Genomic DNA, 15,942 nt, shown 5'->3' on the forward strand with positions numbered 1-15,942 from the left:
GCTGTGGCGGCGCTCCCGGTCGTGCCTGTCGTGCGCGACACGGTACCCCCAACCCGGAGCTCTCAGCCCAGGAGGACCACGTCGACCTCGGTGCCGGTCTCCACGGACTCGACGGTCTCGGGGACGACGATCAGCGCGTCGGCGTGCGCGAGGGCCGCGATCAGATGGGATCCGGCGCCGCCGACGGGCTTCACTTCCCCGTTCGCGTACCGGCCGCGCAGGAATTGACGGCGGCCGGCGGGCGAGGTGAGTGACTTGTCCGTACGGAGCGTCGCCCGGACGGTGGGCCGGTGGACGTCCGCCAGGCCCGCCAGGGTGCGGATCGCGGGGCGCACGAACAGCTCGAAGGACACGTACGAGGAGACGGGGTTGCCCGGGAGGGCGAGCAGCGGGGTGTGGTCGGGGCCGATGGTGCCGAAGCCCTGGGGCTTGCCGGGCTGCATGGCGAGCTTGCGGAACTCGATGCCGCCGCCCGCCTCGTCCTCGTCGCCGACCGAGGAGAGCGCCTCCTTGACGACGTCGTACGCGCCGACGCTGACGCCGCCCGTGGTGACCACGAGGTCGGCGCGGATGAGCTGGTCCTCGATGGTGGCGCGGAGCGTCTCGGCGTCGTCGGCGACGGCGCCCACGCGGTAGGCGATCGCACCGGCGTCCCGGGCCGCGGCGCACAGAGCGTAGCTGTTGGAGTCGTAGATCTGGCCGTTCTCCAACTCGCCGTCGGGCTGGATCAGTTCGCTGCCGGTGGACAGGACCACCACGCGCGGGCGGGGGCGGACGCGGACGGTCCCGCGGCCGATCGCGGCGAGCAGGCCGATCTGCGGGGGGCCGAGGACGGTGCCGGCGGACAGGGCCCGGTCGCCAGCCTGCACATCGCTGCCCTTCGCGCGCACGTGCGCGCGTGCTCCCGCCGGGCGGTGGACGTGCACCTGTCCCGAGGCGCCCTCGGGGGACGTGCTGCGGGCGCGCATCCCGGAGACGGGGCCCTGGCCCAGGCCGCCGTCGGTCCACTCCACGGGGACGACCGCCTCGGCGCCGGGCGGCAGCGGGGCGCCCGTCATGATGCGGGCGGTCTGGCCGGGACCCACGTGGAGCAGCTCCGACTGGCCCGCCGCCACGTCGCCGACGACCGTGAGGACCGCCGGGTACTCCTCGCTGGCGCCCGCGACGTCGGCGACCCTGACCGCGTACCCGTCCATCGAGCTGTTGTCGAAGGGCGGCAGGGACACCGGCACCATGACGTCCTCGACCAGGACGCAGCCCTGGGCGTCGAGGATCTGCAGTTGGATGGGGTCCAGGGGCCGCACGGTCGCGAGGATGTCCTCCAGGTGCTCGGTCACCGACCAGAGGTGGTCCTGGCCGGTGGCACGGGTCGCGGCGGTGCTCAAATTGCTACATCTCCTCGGTGACGTAACTGCGAAGCCAGGCCCGGAAGTCCGGGCCCAGGTCTTCACGTTCGCACGCGAGTCGGACAATGGCACGCAGGTAGTCCCCGCGGTCACCGGTGTCATAGCGGCGGCCCTTGAAGACGACGCCGTGCACGGGGCCGCCGATCTTCTCGTCGTCCGCGAGCTGCTGGAGGGCGTCGGTGAGCTGGATCTCGCCGCCGCGGCCGGGCTCGGTCGTGCGGAGTATGTCGAAGACGTGCGGGTCGAGGACGTAGCGGCCGATGACCGCGTAGTTGCTGGGGGCGTCCGCCGCGTCGGGCTTCTCGACGAGGCCGGTCACCTTGACGACGTCGCCGTCCTCGGTGACCTCGACGGCCGCGCAGCCGTAGAGGTGGATCTGCTCGGGCTCGACCTCCATGAGCGCGATGACGCTGCCGCCGTACTGCTCGTGGACGTCGACCATGCGCTTGAGCAGCGGGTCGCGCGGGTCGATCAGGTCGTCGCCGAGGAGTACGGCGAAGGGCTCGTGGCCGACGTGCGGGGCGGCGCACAGCACGGCGTGGCCGAGGCCCTTGGGGTCGCCCTGGCGTACGTAGTGCATGGTGGCGAGGTCGCTCGACTCCTGCACCTTGGCGAGCCGGCCGGCGTCACCCTTCTTCTGAAGGGCCGACTCCAGCTCGTAGTTGCGGTCGAAATGGTCCTCCAGGGGCCGCTTGTTGCGGCCCGTGATCATGAGGACGTCATCGAGGCCGGCGGATGCGGCCTCCTCGACCACGTACTGGATCGCGGGCTTGTCCACGACCGGCAGCATCTCCTTGGGAGTGGCCTTGGTGGCCGGCAGGAACCGGGTACCGAGACCTGCTGCGGGGATGACAGCCTTGCTGATCCTTGGGTGCGACTGAGTCATGCCCGACACCATATCCGGTGCCTTTGTAGTGAATCTGTGGCTCCGGTTAATTCGCTCTCATATGAGCGCATTATGAAGGGTACGGAACAAGTCTATGAGTCACCTGAGGCCTGAAGAGGACTCTGCCAAGCGTTCGTTGCGGCGGGAGATCCTCACGGTGAGGGACAGGTTGACGGCCGATGACGTGCGGGAGACGGAGGCCTCTCTCGCGGTCCGCGCGCTGGAGCTGCCCGAACTGGCGCGTGCGCGCGCGGTGGCGGCGTACGTCTCCGTGGGGAGCGAGCCGGGCACCCGTGCGCTCCTCGACGCACTCCACGCGCGCGGTGCGCAGGTGCTGCTCCCCGTGCTCCTCTCGGACAACGACCTCGACTGGGGTACGTACGACGGTCCGGACTCACTCGTGCCCGTCCGGCACGGGGGCAGGATGACCCTCCTGGAGCCCGCGGGCGCCCGCCTGGGTCCGCAGGGCGTGCTCGGCGCCGACGCCGTGCTGCTGCCGGGTCTGGCCGTGGACGGGCGCGGGATGCGGCTCGGCCGCGGCGGCGGATCGTACGACCGGGTGCTCGCGCGGCTGGAGCGGGCGGGCGCCGATCCGGCCCTGGTGGTGCTGCTCCACGACTCCGAAGTGGTGGGCCACGTACCCGCGGAGCCGCACGACCGGCCGGTGCACGCGGCGGTGACCCCGTCCGGGGTGCACCGCTTCCGCTGACCCGGCCGAAGCACCCGGGTACGGGAAAGGGCCCTCCACGCGTGCGTGGAGGGCTCTTTAAGCGATGCCTTTCAGCGATGCCCGGCAGCGGTGCCTGTCAGGGCTTCAGCACCAGGGTGTCCGACGTGGCCTTGTCGACGGCCCGGTCCGAGGAGACCCACGGGAGCAGTTCGCCCTTGACCCACTTGCTGGTCTGGTCGATGTAGTGGGCGCTGTACGCGTGGCCGGAGGCCCCGGTCAGGTTGATCCACTTGGACTTGTCGAAGTTGTCGAGGTTGACCACCATGCGCATCGACGGCACCCAGACCACCGAGTAACCGCCCGCCGCGTTCCAGCCGGTGGCGTTCACCGCCGCCTCGCCGCCGCCCATGTTGTACGGGCCGCGGTTGAGCATGTACTGCACGAAGTTCGGGCCTTCGGTGCCCAGGGTCTGGTTCTTCAGGTACAGCCGGTGCAGCCGGCCCCAGCTCCAGGTGTCCAGGTCCTTGCCGAGCTTGGCGGTCAGCTCCCAGCGGGCGTCCGCGAGGGCCCGCCCGAAGAGCTCGTCACGGGTGTCGACGGCGTCGTCGGTACGCGTCCTGGGCGCCGACCACCAGTCGTTGTCCTCGTCGTCGAGGATCTTGCGCACCACCTCGAACCAGCGGTCACCGCCGTCCGGCTGGGCGCTGTCCGCGTCGCGCTGGCCGCACTCGCGCACCTTGTCGTCCTCGTCGTCGACCGGGCCGGTCGAGTCGGCCGGTTCGACGTACAGGCACTGGCCCTTGACCCGCAGCTCCTTGGGGAGCTTGTTGCCGAAGGCGAGCTTGAGGATGTTGCGCCAGGTCGCGTTGAAGTACGCGGCGGCGGCCGAGTCGGCGTCCTGGGTGTAGTTCCAGCCCTCCAGGAGCTTCTGCGCCTCGCGGACGTCCTTGTCGGGTACGTCGATCTTGAGCAGCTTGGGCACCAGCAGCTTGGCGATCTCGCTGCTGTTGTCGAGCTGCATCTGGCGCATGTCGTCCGTGGAGACCTTGCCGCCGTTCTTGATCTTCGACGCGATGAGGTCGGAGATCCGCTGACTGCGGGTGCCGTAACCCCAGTCCGTGGTCAGCGTGTACGGGTACTTGTCCTTGTCGACCACGGCCTGGTTGGCGGTCACGATGTAACCGCGCTTGGGGTTGTACTCGTTGGGCAGTTCGTCCTGGTCGATGTAGTCGGTCCAGCGGTACTTGGAGTCCCAGCCCGGTGACGGGAGCGAGCCGTCGCCCTCGCCGCGGATCGGGATCCGGCCGGGCAGCTGGTAGCCGATGTTGTTCTCGCGGTCCGCGTAGACGAGGTTCTGCGAGGGGACGTCGAAGAGGGTGGCCGCCTTGCGGAAGGACGTCCAGTCGGTGGCCTTGTTGATCGCGAAGACGGCGTCCATCGAGGTGCCAGGGTCCAGCGCGGTCCACCGCAGGGCGATGCCGTAGCCGTCGCCGCGGTCGGGGGCGGCGCTGTCGACGCCGGCCTTCTTGCCGACCTTCACGAGCTCGTCGTCGCGGTCGGACAGCAGCGGTCCGTTGTTGGTCTCCCGGACGGTGATGGTCTTGCTCGCGCCGCCCGCGACGTCGATCTTCTCCTTGCGGGTGGTGAAGGGCAGCACCTTGTCGTCGTACTCGTAGCCCTCCCCGGTGAGCTTCTCCAGGTAGAGGTCGGTGACGTCGGCGCCGGAGTTCGTCATGCCCCAGGCGATCTCCTGGTTGTGGCCGATGATCACACCGGGCATGCCCGCGAAGGTGTATCCGGAGACGTCGTACTGGCACTTGTCGGAGACGCTCTTGCAGTGCAGGCCCATCTGGTACCAGACCGACGGGAGCGAGGGCGACAGGTGCGGGTCGTTGGCCAGCAGGGGCTTGCCGCTGATGGTGTGGGATCCGCCGACGACCCAGGAGTTGGAGCCGATGCCGTTGCCGTTCACGCCGACGGCCTCGGGAACGTCGTCCAGCACCCCGTAGAGGCCCGACAGCTGGCTCTCCAGCCCCGCGGGGGCCTCGGTGCCGTTCGTGAGCCCACTGCCCGCCACGGACTGCGTACCGCCGGTGCCCGTACCTGTGCCCGTACCCGTGCCAGTACCTGTGCCCGTGCCGGAGTCGGTGCTGTCCTGCGAGTACTGGCCGGTGACCGTGTCGTACCGGCCCTCCTGCACGATCGGCTTGTTCCGGTCGTACGGGTACTGCGGGTACAGGTCGGCGATCTGCTTGGGGCCGAGCCGGCTGGTCATCAGGGAGCGGTCGATCTCGTCCTGCATGTTGCCGCGCAGGTCCCAGGCCATCGCCTTGAGCCAGGCCACGGAGTCGACCGGGGTCCACTCCTTCGGCTTGTAGTCGTTGGTGAAGCCGAGGGCCGCGTACTCCAGGGAGATGTCCGCGCCGTCCTTGCCCTTCAGGTAGGCGTTGACCCCCTTGGCGTACGCCTGGAGATACTTCTTAGTCTCCGCGGAGAGCTTGCTCTTGTACTCCTTCTCCGCCACCCGTTCCCAGCCCAGCGTGCGCAGGAACTCGTCGTTGTCCACCTGGCTCTTGCCGAACATCTCGGAGAGCTTGCCGGCCGTCATGTGGCGGCGGACGTCCATCTCGTAGAACCGGTCCTGCGCCTGGACGTAGCCCTGCGCCATGAACAGGTCCTCGTCGGTCGAGGCGTAGACCTGCGGGATCCCGTAGCCGTCCCGCTTGACGTCCACCGGCCCCGACAGACCGTCGAGGGTGATGGAACCCTTGGTCTGCGGGAAGGAGGCGCGGACGGTGCTGATGCTCCAGAACGCCCCGTAGGCGATACCGCCGACAATGGCCAGAACCAGGACGATCAGGATCAGACGGGCTCTGCGCCCCTTCTTCCTGCCGGACTTGCCGGACTTCTGACCGGAAGATGCGGTGGTGTTGGGGGGCATCGCTGTCCTTGCTGTCCTCACGCGAGCGGCAGACGGGCTTGTCCAGTTGACTGAACGCTGGAGCAACCATAGGCGCAGGGCCAACCCCGGCTTGACGCGGCGTCGGGAACCCGAGCGGACGAAAGTTCGATCATGCCCTGGCAAGCGTCAAGAAAGCGTCAAGAGTTAGGTAAGGTAACGAAGTAGTTGCGCTGACGGAACCGATCGGGCCGAGCCACTCGGAACAGCAGGATCGGAACGACGAGAAGGGAACAGCCGCTGACTGTCCACCACCTCAACCAGCTCTTGCTCGTCTGCTCGCTCGTCCTGCTCGTCGCGGTGGCAGCGGTTCGGATCTCCTCGCGCAGCGGGCTCCCCAGCCTGCTCGTCTACCTGGGCATCGGCGTCGCCATGGGCCAGGACGGCATCGGCGACGTCCACTTCGACAGCGCCGAACTGACCCAGGTCATCGGATACGCGGCCCTGGTCGTGATCCTCGCCGAGGGCGGTCTGGGCACGAAGTGGAAGGAGATCAGACCGGGGCTGCCGGCCGCCTCCTCCCTGGCGATCGTCGGCGTCTCGGTGAGCGTCGGCGTCACGGCGACGGCGGCCCACTATCTGATCGGGCTGGAGTGGCGGCAGGCGCTCATCATCGGCGCGGTGGTGTCCTCCACGGACGCGGCGGCGGTTTTCTCGGTCCTCCGGAAGGTGCCCCTCCCCTCGCGCGTGACGGGCGTCCTGGAGGCCGAGTCGGGGTTCAACGACGCCCCGGTCGTCATCCTCGTCGTCGCGTTCTCCACGGCCGGTCCGGTGGACCACTGGTACCACCTGATCGGCGAGATAGCGCTGGAGCTGGCCATCGGAGCGGCCATCGGGCTCGCGGTGGGCTTCCTCGGGGCGTACGGGCTGCGGCATGTGGCGCTTCCCGCCTCCGGTCTCTATCCGATCGCGGTCATGGCGATCGCGGTCACCGCGTACGCGGCCGGGGCGCTGGCCCACGGCAGCGGCTTCCTCGCCGTGTATCTGGCGTCGATGGTGCTCGGCAACGCGAAGCTGCCGCACTGGCCCGCCACCCGCGGCTTCGCCGACGGGCTCGGCTGGATCGCGCAGATCGGCATGTTCGTCCTGCTCGGCCTGCTCGTCACCCCGCACGAGATGGGCGACGACATCTGGCCGGCGCTCGTCATCGGCCTGGTGCTGACCATGGTGGCGCGACCCCTGAGCGTCGTGGTGGCCCTGCTGCCGTTCCGTATGCGCTGGCAGGAACAGGCCCTGATGTCCTGGGCCGGGCTGCGCGGCGCCGTGCCCATCATCCTGGCGACGATCCCGATGGTGAGCGGCATCGAGGAAAGCCGTCGCATCTTCAACATCGTGTTCGTCCTTGTCGTCGTCTACACCCTCGTGCAGGGGCCGACGCTCCCCTGGCTGGCCCGGAAATTGGGGCTGTCCAAATCCGACTCCGAGACCGCCGACCTGGGGATCGAGTCGGCGCCCCTGGAGCGGCTGCGCGGACATCTGCTGTCCGTCGCCATCCCGGACGGGTCGAAGATGCACGGCGTCGAGATCAACGAGCTGCGGCTGCCCGCGGGGGCCGCGGTCACGCTGGTCGTACGCGGAGGAGAATCGTTCGTTCCGCTTCCCGTGACCGTGCTGCGGCGCGGCGACGAACTGCTCGTCGTGGCGACGGACCCCGTCCGGGACGCCGCCGAGCGACGGCTGCGGGCGGTCGGCCAGGGCGGAAAGCTGGCGGACTGGCTGGGGACCGGCGGGGATCGCTGAGCGCTGGGCGCTGGGCGCTGGGCTGGGGCCGACGGGGGCGGGGCTTGGCGAGGCCGGGTGGTGGGTCGGGGCGGGGCGTTGTGAAAGCCAGGCGGCGGGTTTGGAAGTGCTGGTTTTCACAGGTCCGGCCTCTGAGGGGCCTGTATCATCAAGGCACACTTGATCGAACCAACTCTGCCTGACGCAGTGCTGGCGCGACCGTATGGCGGCCGCGGTGCCCCTCTCAGCGGGCGGCCCGGTATCTACCGCAGTTCCGCGCAAGAGGACAGCTCTCGGCGCCCCGCGCCCCGCCACAGGGGCCGCGCTACCAGGCGGCAGAAAGGCACGGCCGTGGCATCCACGGTCACCCTGGAGACCGGCGGGACTCCGGACTCCTCCGGCACCTCGGCTACCACCGGGACTTCGGCTTCCACCGGAACTCCGGTCTCCAAGCGCCCGGGGTACGGGCAGCTGCTGCGTACGCGCGGGGCCTGGACGTTCCTGCTCCCCGGCTTCGCCGCGCGCCAGCCGTTCGCGATGCTGACCATCTCCATCGTGCTGCTCGTGCAGCACACCACCGGCTCGTACGGGACCGCCGGCGCCGTCGCCGCCGTGACCGGTGTCGCCATGGCCCTGTTCGCGCCGTTCACCGGCCGTCTCGCCGACCGGCACGGTCAGCGGGCCGTGCTGCTGCCCGGCGTCGTCGTGCACGCGCTGGCGGGCCTCTCCCTGACCGCGCTGGCCCTCGCTGACGCCCCCCTGTGGGCCCTGTTCGCCGCCGCCGTGCCGACCGGTGCCTCGGTGCCGCAGGTCGGGCCCATGGTGCGGGCCCGCTGGGGCGCCAAGCTCCAGGGCTCGCCCCTCATGACGACCGCGGCGGCCTTCGAGTCCGTCACGGACGAGCTGACCTTCGTGTTCGGACCGCTCCTGGCGACCGCGCTGTGCACCGCCGTGGATCCGGCGGCGGGGCTGCTCACGGAGGCCGCACTGACGCTGGTGGGCGGCTTGCTGTTCGCCGCCCAGCGGGGCTCCCAGCCGTCCGTCGACGCGGGCGTGCGAGCCGGTGACGGCGGACACGCGCGCGTGAAGGCCCATTCCGCGCTCGCCGTGCCCGGTGTGCGGGTGCTGGTCGTGGCCTTCCTCGGCATCGGTGCCGTCTTCGGCGGCATGCAGGTCTCGCTGGCCGCGTTCAGCGAGTCGATCGGCGAGCCCGGCCTGAACGGCGTCCTGTACGGCACGTTCGCCGCGGGCAACATGCTCTCCGGCATCGTCTGCGGCGCGATCGCCTGGAAGGTGGCCCCGCGCCGCCGCCTCCTCATCGGGTACGCGGCCCTGGCGCTGACCGCCTCCGGGCTGTGGGCGGCGCAGTCCGCGGTCGTCCTCGCCGGGACCGGTCTCGTGGTCGGCATGTGCATCGCGCCCGCCCTGATCACCGGCTACACGCTGGTCGAGGGGCTGGTGCCGGTGGGCGCCCGCACGGAGGCCTTCACCTGGCTGACGGGCGCGGTCGCGCTCGGCCAGGCCGCCGCCGTCATGATCGCCGGACAGCTGGAGGACCGTCTCTGGGACGGGGCCGGTTTCCTGGTCCCGATGGGCGGCACGCTGCTCGCTCTGGCGACCCTCGTGGGCCTGCGTTCGCGGCTCGCTCCGCCGGTCGTGAGCCGTACCGTCGCACGTGGCGTGGGTCACCGCGTGCCGGTGGCAGTGGACTGATCCCGAGGAATAGGTCAGTATGGACCGTCGTTAGCACTCACTGAGTGAGAGTGCCAGGAGGAAGACACAGTGCCGACCTACCAGTACCAGTGCACCGAGTGCGGCGAAGGCCTTGAGGCGGTGCAGAAGTTCACCGATGACGCCCTGACCGTGTGCCCCAACTGCGATGGCCGCCTGAAGAAGGTGTACTCCGCAGTAGGCATCGTCTTCAAGGGCTCCGGTTTCTACCGCAACGACAGCCGCGGCTCGTCGTCGAGCAGCAGCCCCGCCTCGGCGTCGAAGTCCTCGGGCTCGTCGTCCGACTCGAAGCCGTCCAGTTCGTCGGACTCCAAGTCCTCGTCCTCGTCTTCGTCGGACTCGAAGTCGTCGTCATCGAAGTCGTCGTCCACGAGTTCGTCCTCCGGCAGCAACGCCGCCTGACGCGTTCTCGCGCCTTTTCCTACGAAGACCCTGTCGTCGCGCTTCACGCGCGCGGCGGGGTCTTCGGCGTTTTCCGGCTCCGTCGGAGCCCGGTTAGGGTGCCGTCCATGGCGAACACGGAGAACGTCGAGATCGGCGTCATCGGCGGGTCGGGCTTCTATTCGTTCCTCGACGACGTGACCGAGATACAGGTGGACACCCCCTACGGGCCGCCCAGCGACTCCCTCTTCCTCGGCGAGATCGCCGGGCGGCGGGTCGCCTTCCTCCCCCGCCACGGGCGCGGGCATCATCTGCCGCCGCATCGCATCAACTACCGGGCCAACCTGTGGGCGCTGCGTTCCGTCGGCGCGCGGCAGGTGCTCGGGCCGTGTGCGGTGGGCGGGCTGCGCCCCGAGTACGGGCCCGGGACGCTGCTCGTGCCGGATCAGTTCGTGGACCGTACGCAGTCCCGGGCGCAGTCGTTCTACGACGGGGTGCCGTTGCACGACGGCGGCACGCCGAACGTGGTGCACGTGTCGCTGGCCGACCCCTACTGCCCCGTCGGGCGCGAGGCCGCGCTCGCGGCGGCGCGCGGGCGGGAGTGGGAGGCGGTGGACGGCGGGACGCTCGTCGTGATCGAGGGGCCTCGGTTCTCGACCCGTGCGGAGTCCCTCTGGTACCGGGCGCAGGGGTGGTCCGTGGTGGGTATGACCGGGCATCCGGAGGCGGCGCTCGCTCGTGAACTGGAGCTCTGCTACACGTCGATGACGCTGGTCACCGATCTCGACGCGGGGGCCGCCGCGGGGGAAGGCGTCTCGCACGACGAGGTGCTGAAGGTGTTCGCCGCGAATGTGGAGCGGTTGCGGGGGGTTCTGTTCGACGCGGTTGCGGGGCTGCCTTCGGGGGATTCGCGGGATTGTTCGTGTGCTTCCGCGCTGGGTGGGATGGATCCGGGGATCGCTTTGCCGTAGGGCGTGTTGAGGGCGCCGGGGGGTGGGGGCCGGGGCGGTGGGTGGTGGGAGCGGGCCGTGCCGGTACGTCGAGTCCGCCGCCCCCGTGCATACGGCTCTCACTTGGAAGGTCTGACTTTTTTGCGGGAGCCGTACGCGGCGGACTTTCGACGTACCGGCACGGCCCGCTCCCGGGCGCCGTCGTCGGGCTCGCGCCGGGTGGGGTGAAGGGGAAGGACTCCTTCGGGTGGTGGGGTTTTCCACAAGTGGGGGGCTGTCCACGGGCGTCGGCGGGGATTCTCGTGAGGCTGCAGTCTGGGGACGAAAGCGATCTCCGACCGCAGGCGGTGGTATTCGTGTCGCAGTTGTCCTCCTTCCCGCGTCCGTTGCGCACGGACGTTCCCGGTACGTGCCAGGTGCCGCACTTCGCTCCTGTACGGGTTCGGGGTGGGCGGTATCGGCTTCTGCGGCTGGTTCGGTGCCGGAGACGGGCTCTGGCTGCGGGGCTGGCCTTGACTGCGGCGGCCCTTGTCGCGGCCGGGCCGCGGGAGGTGGTGGCGCGGGGTGCGGGGCCGCCCCGACCGGTGGCGGTCGATTCCGTGCGGGAGCGGCGGGCGGTGGAGATGGTGACGGCGGCTGTGCGGATCGCCGACGGGGCGACCGTGCGGCTGCTCAGGGCCGGTGATCGGGTGGACGTGGTCGCGGCCGGGCAGTCGGCGGCGGGTGACGCACGGGTGGTGGCCCGTGGGGTGCGGGTGACGAAGGTCCCGGAGTCCTCGGACAGCGTGTCCGAGGGCGGGGCGCTGGTCGTTCTGTCCGTGCCCAGGAGGACTGCCGCACGGCTGGCCGGGGCAGGCGTGACCTCGCGACTGGCGGTGACCTTGTGCTGAGCATGATCAGGCGGGTTGCCGTTTGGCTGTCAAGTCGCTCGTTGGAGTTATGGAATTGGACAGGGGCTCCGCACCCTGACGTAGGTTGCGGAGCTGTTCATTCCACAGTCTGTGCAACCGAGAAGGGTCCCCCTGGTGAGCGAGAACAAGAAGGACCCGAGCATCTGGGACGGCTTCAAGGCCTTTCTGATGCGCGGGAACGTCGTCGACCTGGCTGTCGCGGTGGTCATCGGCGCTGCCTTCACCAACATCGTCAACTCCGTGGTGAAGGGCGTGATCAATCCGCTGGTCGGCGCCTTCGGCACCAAGGACCTCGACAAGTACAGCTCGTGCCTGAAGTCCCCCTGCGACTTCGACGAGGCGACGGGGACCGCGACCAGCGGCATCCCCATCATGTGGGGCACCGTCCTCAGCGCGACGCTGACCTTCGTGATCACCGCCGCGGTCGTGTACTTCCTGATGGTGCTGCCGATGTCGAAGTACCTCGCCCGGCAGGCGGCCCGCCAGAAGGCGAAGGAGAACACGCAGGAGGTGATCGAGGTCACCGAGCTGGCGGTCCTGAAGGAGATCCGCGACGCCCTGGTGGCCCAGCGCGGCTCCGGACCCGGCGAGCGGTAGCGGCGGGCGAGGGCCCGGGCAGGGTTCGCGGGGCGGCTCTCCGGCGGCCGGGCCGCGGGTTCGGTCAGATGTGGTGGGGCGGCTTCTCGTCCAGGAAGCGGGCCAGGTCCGCGGCGCTGTCGCCGGTCGGCCTCTCGCCCCACCCGCGGTCCGTGTCGTCCTCGGACGGCCGGCTCAGCGGGTCGTCGAAGACCAGCGCGGCCTTGGGCTCACGCGGTTTCGGGGTGGGCGTTCCGGCTTCGCTCATACCTTCAGGGTACGCGCCGGCGGCCGTGCGGCCGGGCGTCCGCCGAGGTCGCCTCCGCGGGTGGGGCCGGGGTCGACACTGGGCGCATGACTGTTGACGCTCTGACGGATGTGACCGGGCTGCGTGTGGGGCATGCCACGCGGATCGGCGACGGCTGGCTCACCGGGACGACGGTCGTCCTGGCCCCGGAGGGCGGCGCGGTCGCCGCCGTGGACGTGCGGGGCGGCGGGCCCGGTACGAAGGAGACCGACGCGCTCGATCCGCGCAATGTGGTGCGCAAGGTCGAGGCGATCGTGCTGACCGGCGGCAGCGCGTTCGGGCTGGACTCGGCGACGGGCGTGATGGCCTGGCTGGAGGAGCGGGGGCGCGGGGTGCGGGTCGGCCCCGATCCGCACCATGTCGTACCGGTCGTGCCGGCGGCCTGCGTCTTCGATCTGGGTCGGGGCGGCGACTTCCGGGCCCGGCCGGACGCGGCGACGGGCCGCGAGGCGGTGGAGGCCGCGGCGGCGAGCGAGCAGGGCTCGCCCGTGCGGGAGGGGTGTGTGGGCGCCGGGACCGGGGCGGCCGTCGGAATGATGAAGGGCGGGGTCGGCACGGCGAGTGCCGTCCTCGAATCGGGGATCACGGTGGCGGCGCTCGTCGTGGCCAACGCGGCGGGCTCGGTGCTGGAGCCGGAGAAGGGGGTGCTGTACGGGGAGTTGGTCCAGGGGCAGCTGGACTGTCCGGCCGCGGAGGTCCACCGGGCGGCGCGGGTGCGGCTGGCGGAGGCCGCGGCGAAGAACTCGGTCCCGCCGCTCAACACCACGCTGGCGGTGGTCGCCACCGACGCCGACCTGTCGAAGGCGCAGGCCCAGAAGATGGCGGGCACGGCACACGACGGCATCGCGCGAGCCGTCCGGCCGGTGCATCTGCTGAACGACGGGGACACGGTGTTCGCCCTGGCCACGGGCGCACACCCACTCGCCGCCGAGGACCCCCTCGCCCTGAACGACATCCTCGCCGCAGCCGCGGACCTGGTGACACGCGCGATCGTGAACGCGGTACGAGCCGCCGAGTCGGTGGAGGGCCCGGGCGGGGTGTGGCTGTCGCATGGGGAGTTGTACGGGAGGGGGTAGGGGCAGGAGGGGATCGGGGGCGGGGGGAGGGGCCCCCGGGAAGGGGCGGAGCGGGAGAGGGCACCCCACCGAGGAAGAGACGGGGCAACTGCCCAACAGGCAAATGTGGTTGTCGGGTTCGGATTGTCCCGACTCTGTCACGTGATGGTGTTCGGGGCGGGCGGGGGGAACCCGGGTGGTCCGAAGACGCCTCCTTGTCCGTGGTTCCTCCTCCACGGACCGGAGCGGACCGACGCCCATCACGAGAACCTGGAGCAGCCCGTGACAACGCCCGACGCAACAGCGAGGCGCACGCTGGTGGCCTGTGCCGCCCTGGCGGTCGGCGCCCTGACCCTCACCGCTTGCAGCGGCGACGCCAAGGCCGACGGCAAGTCCGGTGGGTCCGACGACGCGCGGATCGTGATCTCCGCCAAGAACGGCTCGGTCGGGGCGTCGATCAACTCGACCGGTGTGAAGGTCAGCGACGGGAAGCTGACCGAGGTGAAGATGACCGAGTCGGCGACCGGAGCCGACGTACCGGGGGCGGTCGCGGGAGACGGGAAGAGCTGGAAGCCCGGGAAGCGGCTGGAGAGGGGGACCGAGTATCGGATATCGGCCACCGCCAAGGGCGAGAGTGGGAAGACCGCGGCGGCAAAGTCCACCTTCACCACGGTCTCCACGGACAACAGCTTCATCGGGACGTACACGCCCGACGGCGGGGCGAAGGTCGGTGTCGGGATGCCGGTGTCCTTCACCTTCGACAAGGCGATCACCGACAAGAAGGCCGTCCAGTCGCACATCGAGGTCACGTCGAGCAGCGGGCAGAAGGTGGTCGGGCACTGGTTCGGGTCGCAGCGGCTGGACTTCCGGCCCAAGGAGTACTGGAAGGCCGGCTCCGAGGTCACGACCAAGGTCGACCTGGACGGGGTCGAGGGCGCGAACGGCGTCTACGGGGTGCAGGACAAGACGGTCACCTTCACGGTGGGGCGTTCGCAGGTGTCCACCGTCGACGTCGACACGCAGACCATGACGGTCGTGCGGGACGGACGGACCGTCAAGACGGTCCCGATCTCGTCGGGCAGCGCGGACAACAGCACGTACAACGGGCAGATGGTGATCGCCGAGAAGTTCCGGCAGACGCGGATGAACGGGTCGACGGTCGGCTACGGCGGTGAGTACGACATCGCGGACGTGCCGAACGCGATGCGGCTGACGACCTCGGGGACCTTCATCCACGGCAACTACTGGTACGACCGGGGCAATCCGCCGTTCGGGAAGCAGGGCACCAGCCACGGCTGCATCGGTCTCGCGGACGCGCAGGGCGCCGGGAGCGACACGAGCGCCAAGTGGTTCTTCGACAACTCGCTCGTCGGGGACGTCGTGACCGTCAAGAACTCCCCCGACAAGACGGTCTCGCCGGACAACGGGCTCAACGGCTGGAACATGGCATGGAGTGCATGGACCGCCGGAAGTGCCCTCTGACCTAAGGGTTTTGTGATTTTCACGGGCCGCGCGGGAACTTCTCCCGCGGCCCCGGCGTTTTTCCTGTGTACGTTTTCTCGGTTCCCGGACATGATGTCCGACCGAGGGGCTACGGTATGCACCCACAAGGTGACATGCAGCAACGCCGGGAGAAGCCTTGAGCGTTCCGTACGAGACGGCAGCGTACGAACCACCCGAGTCGCCCGAGTCTCCGGAGGAGCATCTCGCGCGACTCCTCGGTCGTGCCCTGAACTCCTTCGAGCTGCCGGACGACACGATAGGGCGGCTCGACCGGGCGCTGGCGCACGACAGTTCACTGCACTCCGCGCACCACAGCGCGGGACTGCACCGCGAGACCTACCGTCATACGTGGCTGCTGGCCGATGGGAGCGCGCTCACGCTCTGGGAGCTGGTGCACAACACCGCGCCGGGCCGGGACACCCAGCACGAGGTCTACGAGGACGAGGAAGAGCTGCGCACCGCGACCGCGCGCCTGCCGCTGCCCGTGGACACGCCCGATTTCGAACTGCCCCTGCTGGTACGGCTGCCGGCCGTTCCTGAGCCGCTGCACGCGTATGTTCCGGACGACTCGGCGGACCACGGCCGGCGGCTGCTGCGGCGCGCCGAGAACGCGGACCGGCCGGGCGAGGACATGGCCGAGCTGCTGAGCAGGGCGTTCGCACACCAGATCACGCAGGCCTTCGGGCGGCCGGTCCGGGCCGGCCGCAGGGGGCTGAGCTTCTCGCTCTACGAGCACGGGTTCCTGCTCCGGGACGGCCGTGAGCTGTCCCTGTGGGAGGTCGAGCACACGGCGACACCCGACGGACGGCACATGTGCGAGGTGTACGTGTCGGAGGAGGACGCCCGGGAGGCCATGGAGCGGCGGGCCGCCAACCTGCGCTGAGGGAG

The 15,942-nt window shown here is 70.0% G+C and carries 14 protein-coding genes; 10 read left to right on the forward strand and 4 right to left on the reverse strand.

Annotated elements, in window-relative coordinates:
• Nucleotides 1–62: 62 nt before the first annotated feature.
• Both glp and galU read right to left on the reverse strand, forming a co-directional pair.
• Nucleotides 63–1,385, reverse strand: coding sequence for a molybdotransferase-like divisome protein Glp (gene glp, locus J8N05_RS02855; protein WP_210880901.1), 1,323 nt, complete (start codon nt 1,383–1,385; stop codon nt 63–65).
• 4 nt (nt 1,386–1,389) lie between these two features.
• Nucleotides 1,390–2,292, reverse strand: coding sequence for a UTP--glucose-1-phosphate uridylyltransferase GalU (gene galU / locus J8N05_RS02860; RefSeq protein WP_210880902.1), 903 nt, complete (start codon nt 2,290–2,292; stop codon nt 1,390–1,392).
• Nucleotides 2,293–2,386: 94 nt separating this feature from the next.
• Here galU and J8N05_RS02865 point away from each other — a divergent pair, with 94 nt between their 5' ends.
• Entirely contained in the window at nt 2,387–3,001 is a 615-nt protein-coding gene (locus J8N05_RS02865) for a 5-formyltetrahydrofolate cyclo-ligase (RefSeq protein WP_210880903.1), read from the forward strand.
• A gap of 97 nt (nt 3,002–3,098) precedes the next feature.
• Here J8N05_RS02865 and J8N05_RS02870 read toward each other — a convergent pair whose 3' ends face one another.
• Nucleotides 3,099–5,903, reverse strand: coding sequence for a penicillin acylase family protein (locus tag J8N05_RS02870; protein WP_210880904.1), 2,805 nt, complete (start codon nt 5,901–5,903; stop codon nt 3,099–3,101).
• A gap of 231 nt (nt 5,904–6,134) precedes the next feature.
• Between J8N05_RS02870 and J8N05_RS02875 the strand changes: the two genes are divergently transcribed.
• The 6 genes from J8N05_RS02875 to J8N05_RS02900 all read left to right on the forward strand — a co-directional run bounded on the left by J8N05_RS02875 (nt 6,135) and on the right by J8N05_RS02900 (nt 12,210).
• Nucleotides 6,135–7,661: a potassium/proton antiporter gene (locus J8N05_RS02875; protein ID WP_210889983.1), complete on the forward strand. Its 1,527-nt coding sequence runs from the start codon at nt 6,135–6,137 to the stop codon at nt 7,659–7,661.
• Between the two features lie 450 nt (nt 7,662–8,111).
• Nucleotides 8,112–9,353 carry an MFS transporter gene (locus J8N05_RS02880; protein ID WP_247706657.1) on the forward strand — a complete coding sequence of 414 codons (1,242 nt, stop codon included), beginning with the start codon at nt 8,112–8,114 and terminating at the stop codon, nt 9,351–9,353.
• Between the two features lie 69 nt (nt 9,354–9,422).
• Nucleotides 9,423–9,773 carry an FmdB family zinc ribbon protein gene (locus J8N05_RS02885; protein ID WP_210880905.1) on the forward strand — a complete coding sequence of 117 codons (351 nt, stop codon included), beginning with the start codon at nt 9,423–9,425 and terminating at the stop codon, nt 9,771–9,773.
• Nucleotides 9,774–9,880: 107 nt separating this feature from the next.
• Nucleotides 9,881–10,723 (forward strand): S-methyl-5'-thioadenosine phosphorylase, encoded by an 843-nt coding sequence (locus J8N05_RS02890; protein ID WP_210880906.1) that lies wholly within the window; start codon nt 9,881–9,883, stop codon nt 10,721–10,723.
• Between the two features lie 326 nt (nt 10,724–11,049).
• Nucleotides 11,050–11,592: a hypothetical protein gene (locus tag J8N05_RS02895; protein WP_407699962.1), complete on the forward strand. Its 543-nt coding sequence runs from the start codon at nt 11,050–11,052 to the stop codon at nt 11,590–11,592.
• A gap of 189 nt (nt 11,593–11,781) precedes the next feature.
• Nucleotides 11,782–12,210, forward strand: coding sequence for a large conductance mechanosensitive channel protein MscL (locus J8N05_RS02900; RefSeq protein ID WP_247706658.1), 429 nt, complete (start codon nt 11,782–11,784; stop codon nt 12,208–12,210).
• Between the two features lie 64 nt (nt 12,211–12,274).
• Here J8N05_RS02900 and J8N05_RS02905 read toward each other — a convergent pair whose 3' ends face one another.
• A complete protein-coding gene (locus J8N05_RS02905; protein WP_210880908.1) occupies nt 12,275–12,457 on the reverse strand; it encodes a hypothetical protein in 183 nt (60 codons plus the stop codon).
• Nucleotides 12,458–12,543: 86 nt separating this feature from the next.
• Here J8N05_RS02905 and J8N05_RS02910 point away from each other — a divergent pair, with 86 nt between their 5' ends.
• The 3 genes from J8N05_RS02910 (at nt 12,544) to J8N05_RS02920 (ending at nt 15,937) form a co-directional block, all read left to right on the forward strand.
• Entirely contained in the window at nt 12,544–13,572 is a 1,029-nt protein-coding gene (locus J8N05_RS02910; protein ID WP_210880909.1) for a P1 family peptidase, read from the forward strand.
• 261 nt (nt 13,573–13,833) lie between these two features.
• Nucleotides 13,834–15,033, forward strand: coding sequence for a L,D-transpeptidase (locus tag J8N05_RS02915; RefSeq protein WP_210880910.1), 1,200 nt, complete (start codon nt 13,834–13,836; stop codon nt 15,031–15,033).
• A 157-nt stretch (nt 15,034–15,190) separates the two neighbouring features.
• Nucleotides 15,191–15,937: a DUF6227 family protein gene (locus J8N05_RS02920; protein WP_210880911.1), complete on the forward strand. Its 747-nt coding sequence runs from the start codon at nt 15,191–15,193 to the stop codon at nt 15,935–15,937.
• Nucleotides 15,938–15,942 lie beyond the last annotated feature (5 nt).

It is taken from the genome of Streptomyces liliiviolaceus, from assembly GCF_018070025.1.
In the GTDB taxonomy this organism is placed as follows: domain Bacteria; phylum Actinomycetota; class Actinomycetes; order Streptomycetales; family Streptomycetaceae; genus Streptomyces; species Streptomyces liliiviolaceus.

Coding starts and splice junctions, on each gene's coding strand:
- J8N05_RS02865 (WP_210880903.1), top strand. CDS start 2,387: ATGAGTCACCTGAGGCCTGAAGAGGACTCTGCCAAGCGTTCGTTGCGG.
- J8N05_RS02905 (WP_210880908.1), bottom strand. CDS start 12,457: ATGAGCGAAGCCGGAACGCCCACCCCGAAACCGCGTGAGCCCAAGGCC.
- J8N05_RS02870 (WP_210880904.1), bottom strand. CDS start 5,903: ATGCCCCCCAACACCACCGCATCTTCCGGTCAGAAGTCCGGCAAGTCC.
- J8N05_RS02900 (WP_247706658.1), top strand. CDS start 11,782: ATGCGCGGGAACGTCGTCGACCTGGCTGTCGCGGTGGTCATCGGCGCT.
- J8N05_RS02890 (WP_210880906.1), top strand. CDS start 9,881: ATGGCGAACACGGAGAACGTCGAGATCGGCGTCATCGGCGGGTCGGGC.
- galU (WP_210880902.1), bottom strand. CDS start 2,292: ATGACTCAGTCGCACCCAAGGATCAGCAAGGCTGTCATCCCCGCAGCA.
- J8N05_RS02910 (WP_210880909.1), top strand. CDS start 12,544: ATGACTGTTGACGCTCTGACGGATGTGACCGGGCTGCGTGTGGGGCAT.